Below are 7,032 nucleotides of genomic sequence, written 5' to 3' on the forward strand. Positions count from 1 at the left end.
GCTTGGTGGAGGTTTGGAATAGGGGTATTAGTTTTGGTATGTTTGGTGCGCTGGAGAGTAGCAACTTGATCTTCACGTATGTCTCTCTGGGCGTCATATTGATGCTTTTTGTACTGTTTGTGCAGTCTAAGTGTAATAAAAGCACGATCTGTATGGGCGTGGTGATAGGAGGGGCCTTGGGTAACCTCGCAGATAGGCTCAGGTTCGGTGCTGTGTATGACTTTATCAGTCTGCATGCAGGCGAGTTTCACTGGCCCGCGTTCAACTTTGCGGATGTATGCGTGACGTGTGGGGTTATTTGTTTCCTATGCCTTGAGGTAATGTACCATGCAAAGGCGTGTGTAGACACAAGTGGAGACCCCGATGCGCTCTCCGTTAAGAAATATTAATTGTCTCACTATATTGCTTGGGACGAGGCTGATTTTTCATTTTGGATTAGGGGCGATGAACAAGTTTTTTGTGGCAAGCTTTCTGTTGGTTTCCCTTTTCTGCAGCTCTGCATTTTGTGCAAAACTACAAGGTGTGCGAGTTGCAGAACTCGAAAACGGGATGAAGGTTTATGTAATATCAGATAATCGCTTCCCGATAGTGCTGCATATGCTGGTATACAGGGTAGGTGGTATGGATGATCCACCTGGCCTTTCAGGCATCGCCCACTTTCTTGAACACATGATGTTTACTGGTACGGAGAAAGTTCAAGATTTCTCTGAAACAATCGGCCGGCTCGGTGGAAGATTCAACGCGATGACTTCGACCGCATACACTGCATACTATGAGTTAGTGGGAAAACGGCACCTGCCGCTGATGATGGAGATGGAAGCCGATAGGATGCGCAACCTTGATCTTACCGCGGAGCACATGGAGCGCGAACGCAACGTTGTGCTTGAGGAAAGAAAAATGCGTACCGAGGCAACCCCGCGTGGGTTACTGGAGGAAGAGGCTGTGAATGTCTTCTATCGTAACGGCTATGGCAGACCAGTCATCGGCTGGGAACACGAAATAGCTAACTATGACATGCAAAATGTCCAGGCTTTTTATCGCAAGTACTACAACCCCAACAATGCGATATTGCTGGTGGCTGGGGATGTGAGTTTTGAGGAAGTGATGGCGCTTGCACAAGCCAATTACGGTGGCCTGACAAACAACAGTGAGGCTATTGAGCGTAATGCCGATGCCAAGCTAGAACCCCCGCACAGGGCTGGTATAACCGTCAAAATGGAGAGCGCCTTTGTGGCAGATCCGGAAATGTTTGTGCTCTATCAAACTCCGAGTGTTATCCAAAGTGAAAGCCTGCACAACTACTACGCGGCAGCTATAGCCGCGGATGTGCTTGCCGGAGACGAATTTGGGGTACTGTATGATGAGTTGGTCCGCAAACAACGCGTAGCAACGCGAGTCTCTGCCTCACATAGTGCCAGGGAGCTGAGTAGTGGGGCAGTTTCCATAGACATAAGCCTTGCGCCAGGAGTTTCTCCCGATATCGTGAGCAATGAAGTTAAGCGCGTAATCGAGCAGCTAGTCTCTTCTGGGGCGTCAAAGAAATTTGTTGAAAATGCCAAGTACAGGGGCATGGCACGTGTTGTGTATAGCCTTGACGGCATTGAAGATAGGGCGTGGTTTTATGCAGGGCTTTTGGCTATCGGTTCCCCCGCAATTTCCATGGAGGATGTTGTGGATGCTATCAAGAGCATCCGGGTTGAGGATGTAAACGCGGCCATCAAGGGAACTTTTACCAATCCCGCAGTGGAAGGGCATTTGTTACCTAAAATATAGGAGGTTGATTGTATGAGTGCTAACCCTTTATTACGCGTCCTATTCCTCCTCGGTGTGGTGCTGTTCGGGACTGAGTGCGTTGCTGACGAGGTAACTGCGGACGTACGCAGCGCGAACACTCAAAACGGTATCAGCTATTGGTATCTGCAAGAGCACAACCTACCGATAGTCTCTGTGGCAATTGCGTTCAAAAAAGCCGGGTCGGCTTACGACCCCGAAGGGCGGCATGGCCTCTCATACCTGGCCTCTTTGGTTATGCCGCACTCTGAGGTTGAGGAGGGTGTTAGTGCCCTGCAAAAGCTTACTGAGCGGGGGATAGATCTGTCAGTCTCCGTCGATCGCGAACATGTGTATATCTTTTTGAAGACTTTGTCAGATAACCTCGGATTGGCGCTGGAAATGCTGGGCCGCTGCATGTTGGATACGCACATAAATTCTGAGGTTTTTGCACAGGAGAAGGAGCGCCAAAAGTCTGCGGTGCGCCATAGTATGACTGAGCCTTCAGAGCTGGCGATGTATGGGATAGGGCGCGTTTTGTTCGGTGATCACCCCTACGGCCGCTCGCCCAGAGGCAGCATCGAGGATATCGACAAAATAACTTTGGACGACATATCGCGCTACAAGCAGGAAACTTTTGATCTCGATCAAATGGTTGTTGGAGTAGTGGGAGATATCAGCGAAAAAAGCCTGTCAAAAATGCTCGACACAAGCTTTGCTCGGCTACGTAGAGGGCAGAATCTTAAAGAGGTCAGCCCGGTTGATGCTAACATAGGCAGTAGAGGGTATATCGGGTACGATGCTCCACAGAGTGTTGTTGTGTTTGCGGGCAAGAGTGTAGAAATCACAGATCATCGATACCATGCAATGCAGCTCCTGACGAACGCACTGGGCGGTACTGCCCTGAATTCAGTGTTGATGAGAGAGCTACGCGAGAAGCTTGGGATTACGTACAGGGTGGATAGCTTCCTGCACAACGAAGGGCACATGAATTTGATGCTAGGTGTTTTGTACACTGACAACTCAACTGCCAAGCGTGGGGTGAATGGGCTTGCTGACGTAATAAGAACGGTCAAAGAACATGGATTAGATGAGCAGGTGTTCAACATCTCAAAGGCCGATATCCTTGATTCTTTCGTATTTACCTTTCTAAACACGGGTTCTGTGGCGAATTTGCTCATGAGACTGCAGCTGCAGGGTAGGGAGCTGGGCTACATATCGGAATATCGCGCGCTGTTTGATTCCATAACGCTGCAAGAAGTTAATGAAGTTGCGCGAGAAGTGCTCGGTGACCTATCTGTTGTCGAAGTGGGGGTGCGAAACAACATTGGCGGTAGGGTAGTACCCTAGGCTATAACGGCTATTTTTAGGTAGTCACCACAGCAGTCTCCAAGAAGCTCGCGTTGCTGTGCACAGCAAAGTGTTTTGTTGCTCTGCCGTCCCACGGCTGCTATTAGGGGTTTGTGGTTTTCACTGTGGGAGATAGCGAGTATACTGTACGCGGCGGCAGGACCGCACATTGGATTTGTGTTTTACATGAGGGTATGTGAGGGGGGATGGCGAAGATGACGTTGAGAGCGGCGTAAGGGCTCTGATTCTGCGTAAGCCCATCAGCAATGTATACTTCAGGCTGGGGGTTCTTTGTGCTACGCTGTTTGCCACCGTAGCCGCGTTTGCGTTTGCCTATGCGATATCTGCTGGTGTTGCGTTTTCGTGGTACGCTCCGGTTTTTATTGTTGCTGTGGCCTCTACGGTGTCACTCCTTATAAGCTTAACATTCGTGTTCATTATGTCTGCCCTGCAGAGTCGCAGCGGTAGGGTGCAGCATGCCAGCGGAACGATACAAGCTCCTTTTGGTTGTCCGAACAGAAGATTTGATGTCAGTGTGCGCAGACATGGAGTGCAGGCTGGCTATGGGGTGTTTCAGTCGGTTCTAGCATGCGCTATTGCGTGTTCACTCATTACCGCCGCACTGGTGAGCGGGGTAATAGTTGGAAAGTCGCAAACTATACCCGCAATCGCTTCGCTGATTTCCAGAGTTCAAAGCGTAGAAAGTGTTATATTTCTCGCCGCAGTTGCGGCGTTTTTGATTTCGTGCTTTATGCTATTTTGCGTCAGAGTTTTTACTGATGGAGCCACACCTTGCGTAAACATGTTTGTTGTTGTGGCGTCAGAATCCGATCCCGCTCGCGCGGCGGTAATACATGGGGGGTCATCTCGCGGCTCTGTGGTGCAGGAGGAGCATGGCGTTGCAGATGGTACAGCAGCTGGGAATGCGCGTATCCCTGGTGCTAAGGGAGAGCGGAGCTCAGCCCACGATATTCTACAGGGCACAAGTTGGATCAATGCGCTCATGGGGCTCGGGAGTGAAACTTCTGGAGTCTGTGTTAAGTGTGTTATAGATGCTCGTAGTCCGCAATAGCTCCATAGAGGCTGTTTTAGTGCGTGATACTACAAGCTGACATAGACTTTGCAGGTTACGTGTAGTAGCTAACCTGGCGTGAAAATACGCAGTGGTGTATGTAAGCACGGAGCGCAGTTTTTGCACGCAGACTCATGCGCATATACGCTATGGGCGCAGATCTCAGCCGTTTTCTGCCAGTTTCCACACGTAGTATCGGTGTTGCTATTGTGCCATACTCTGCTATGCGGGGGTGTGCATTGCTAATTATTACTATAGAGTAAAAATAGGCTTCCAATGAGACGGCTGCAACTTAAAGATCTGTAAACTAGTTAGCTTCCGCATGTAAGGTTTTATATTTCCAAGTTTAACTAGTTGACAATCTTGTTCCCCAGCAGTAGTATCGCCTGGTGTGTTATCTATTTAGGTTGTGTCGGTTATGTCCTTCAAGATTAAAGATGAGAGGCTGAGTGCGCACATAGCGAACCCAGATGGTACTAGGTATATGCGTCAGGGTTTGGGTGTTACTACAGCTTTGTCGGTCATAGTAGTTGCCGCGCTTGCAGCGCGTGTGTGGAGGCTGTCTCAGGAGGGCCTGGAATCTAGCGTGCTTCTGAAGCGTCCCGAGTTCATAGCGCTGATGGTCATGCTGGCTGTGTTTGTTGTTGCTGCTATAGGCTTGGCCGTGGTCTGCAATGAACATCAGAAGAAGGCTAAGGAGATGAACGGCCTGTATCCGAATGCCGCATACTTGGTAGCTCCTGCTAGGGGGGCAGAAGGTGAGCTGGGACGGAGACATGAGACGCGGCACGTGTCTTTTGTTTCGAGCGGTCGCACAAATCCGTTCTCCACGCCTACATCTATGGCGGGTCTGGTGACTCTGACTGTGTTCGCTGCGCTGTCTGGTGCGCTGCCTAGTTCTACGGCTATTACTGCCGATTTGATAGGTTCCGGGTTTGCTGCTGCTACTCCTCTGCAACAAGCGTGGGTTGTCATGCTATTCTTAGCTATGGCTGTAACGTTCTTTGCTGCCATGAGAGGTGGATTGCTTGCCTCCGGTCAGGGGAACAGGCTTTGTGTTGTGAGCTCTGGTGATGTCTCCGCTGCAGATGGGGTCCTCCCCGCTGGTGCGCTGGGTCCAGAGACCGACTTCAACGAGGTTATGGCTATACACGTACACGATGCTAATTACAGGGGCGGCGGCGCGGCAACTCCCGTTGCAATGTAATCTCCGGGCGGCGGTTTGTGTTCCAATCTACTGCGGTTTGGCGTTGTTGCATGCTGTAGTGGTGGTGCGGTTCCTGGGTGGTTTCTCCCGCCTGGTCGCGAGTGCTACGTCGCCCTTTCTCTGTCTTCCTGGTAGCTGTGGGTGCGGTTGTTCCCGCTGTGCTGCCGGTTAGTTAAGTGTCGCTCTCCGGGTGTGAGCCTGCGTTGGTGCACGTTGTGGCTGTGTTGTCTGTGTAGGCTTGAGCCGCCTCCTGAGGCGGTTGCGCGGGGGTTCTATTGACTCTGGGTGCTTATTTCCTTAAAATGCTAGTAATCTTTTTAAGGTGATGAGGCTGTAGGGTGTATAGGGATGCTGACTACGGTGATGTAGGTGTTTCGCGGATTGGGCGTGATCGGCTGTACGCTAAGATTTGTGCTGTGCTGCTGGTTGCGAGCGCTGCCTCTCTTTCTTTCTTCGCCGCTTACATCTCCGCTTCTGGGGTCCACTTGCTGGGTGCAGGGCCTGCCACTGCGGCCTTCCTCTGCTCCATGGTGGCTGCTTTTGTGGCGTTTTCTGGGCTTATGGTGTTCTGCCTTAGGCTCAAGTCTGTAGACAAATATGGGCTCGTTGTCTCTTTGCCTGAGGAGGCGTTTAGCTCTTCGGGTATGCTGCAGATGAACGGGTCCTTTGTGCGCAGCACTAACGCTCGTGCTGAGGTTAGTGTCAGGACGGGTGGGCTTCGAGGTGCTAAGTTCGAGCCCCTTTCCTGCGCCCTTGTGGGGGCACTTGGCGTTTCGCTGTGTACTTTTTCTGCCGCGTTCGGCGTTTTGTGTGCCGGTGCCCAGGGTGATTTTGTGGAGGCAGCTAAGGCTCTGTTTGTCCCGTCCACGGCGTCGCACGTGTGCTTGGTTGCGGCTGCTTTGGTGTTGGTTACCGGGGGTGTAGGTCTTATACGCTACATGCTCTCTTCTGCAGGCAATGGTATGTTGGTCCTTAGTGATGACAGAACTCACTTTTCGGATGCAGACATCGACGATATTGCCGATAGGCTGAACGTTTCCTCCGCGAATATCGCCAATGTCAGGATCTCAAAAGGCGGTGCCTCCGTCGTACCTTTCGGCGTATCGCCCCTGCTGCCGTAAGTGTGGTGGCTACGCAGCTCCGTCCGTGTGCTTTTGTGCTCCTGTCGCGTTGGCCTGTGGCGTATTTTGCGGCGTGGCTGCAGCTGCTGGGGAGCTTTCCTGCTCTGTCGGAAAGAAGGTGTAAGATAGGGTAATCTCCCTTATATCCTCGGTTTGGGGGTCCTCCTCTATCTCTGGAGCTATGAAAAACGATACTGGCATAGTTATCTTCAGCCCTGGGGCGAATGTCTGCTGCGAGAAGCAAAAACAGGCGATTTTGTAAAAGTACTTTCCTGCTTGTACTGGAGTTACGTTATACACGGCCATGCCGCTTATTTCTTTGTCAGACGGGTTTTCTGCTACGTAGAAGGCCAACTGCTGCACTCCGGGCGTTACCATGACGTAGGGCTGTTCCGGGTGAAAAAGCAACGGAATGCCGTGTGTATCTGCGTTTAATCTGACTTTTATATTATAGCTGCCCGTTTTTTCACTGGGGCCACAGATGCGGCCTCTTTTGTTGTGCCTCCGTAGCC

Annotated in this window: 7 protein-coding genes; 6 read left to right on the top strand and 1 reads right to left on the bottom strand. The window is 51.3% G+C overall.

The annotated features are described in order from the left end of the window. The 6 genes from lspA to GAC_RS00965 form a co-directional block, all read left to right on the top strand. On the top strand, positions 1-389 hold a 389-nt coding region (gene lspA, locus GAC_RS00935), incomplete at its 5' end, for a signal peptidase II (protein WP_037349013.1). Between the two features lie 55 nt (positions 390-444). Next, positions 445-1,773 (top strand): M16 family metallopeptidase, encoded by a 1,329-nt coding sequence (locus GAC_RS00940; RefSeq protein ID WP_010268506.1) that lies wholly within the window; start codon positions 445-447, stop codon positions 1,771-1,773. 12 nt (positions 1,774-1,785) lie between these two features. After that, the gene (locus tag GAC_RS00945; RefSeq protein ID WP_010268501.1) at positions 1,786-3,120 is read left to right on the top strand and encodes a M16 family metallopeptidase; all 1,335 of its coding nucleotides are present in this window, start codon (positions 1,786-1,788) and stop codon (positions 3,118-3,120) included. Positions 3,121-3,316: 196 nt separating this feature from the next. Beyond that, complete coding sequence (locus GAC_RS00950) at positions 3,317-4,192, top strand: hypothetical protein (RefSeq protein ID WP_010268497.1); 876 nt, start codon at positions 3,317-3,319, stop codon at positions 4,190-4,192. A 418-nt stretch (positions 4,193-4,610) separates the two neighbouring features. After that, positions 4,611-5,399, top strand: coding sequence for a hypothetical protein (locus tag GAC_RS00960; RefSeq protein WP_037349015.1), 789 nt, complete (start codon positions 4,611-4,613; stop codon positions 5,397-5,399). A 338-nt stretch (positions 5,400-5,737) separates the two neighbouring features. After that, positions 5,738-6,520: a hypothetical protein gene (locus GAC_RS00965; RefSeq protein WP_010265971.1), complete on the top strand. Its 783-nt coding sequence runs from the start codon at positions 5,738-5,740 to the stop codon at positions 6,518-6,520. A 9-nt stretch (positions 6,521-6,529) separates the two neighbouring features. Here the strand turns inward: GAC_RS00965 and GAC_RS00970 are convergent. Further along, the coding region (locus GAC_RS00970; RefSeq protein ID WP_241760098.1) for a cytochrome c oxidase assembly protein at positions 6,530-7,032 on the bottom strand (503 nt) is incomplete at its 5' end.

This window comes from Anaplasma marginale str. Florida (genome assembly GCF_000215485.1).
In the GTDB taxonomy this organism is placed as follows: Bacteria; Pseudomonadota; Alphaproteobacteria; order Rickettsiales; family Anaplasmataceae; genus Anaplasma; species Anaplasma marginale.

Excerpts from the sequence above, each read along its gene's own strand:
- GAC_RS00940 (WP_010268506.1), top strand. The coding sequence starts at position 445 with ATGAACAAGTTTTTTGTGGCAAGCTTTCTGTTGGTTTCCCTTTTCTGC.
- GAC_RS00945 (WP_010268501.1), top strand. The coding sequence starts at position 1,786 with ATGAGTGCTAACCCTTTATTACGCGTCCTATTCCTCCTCGGTGTGGTG.
- GAC_RS00960 (WP_037349015.1), top strand. The coding sequence starts at position 4,611 with ATGTCCTTCAAGATTAAAGATGAGAGGCTGAGTGCGCACATAGCGAAC.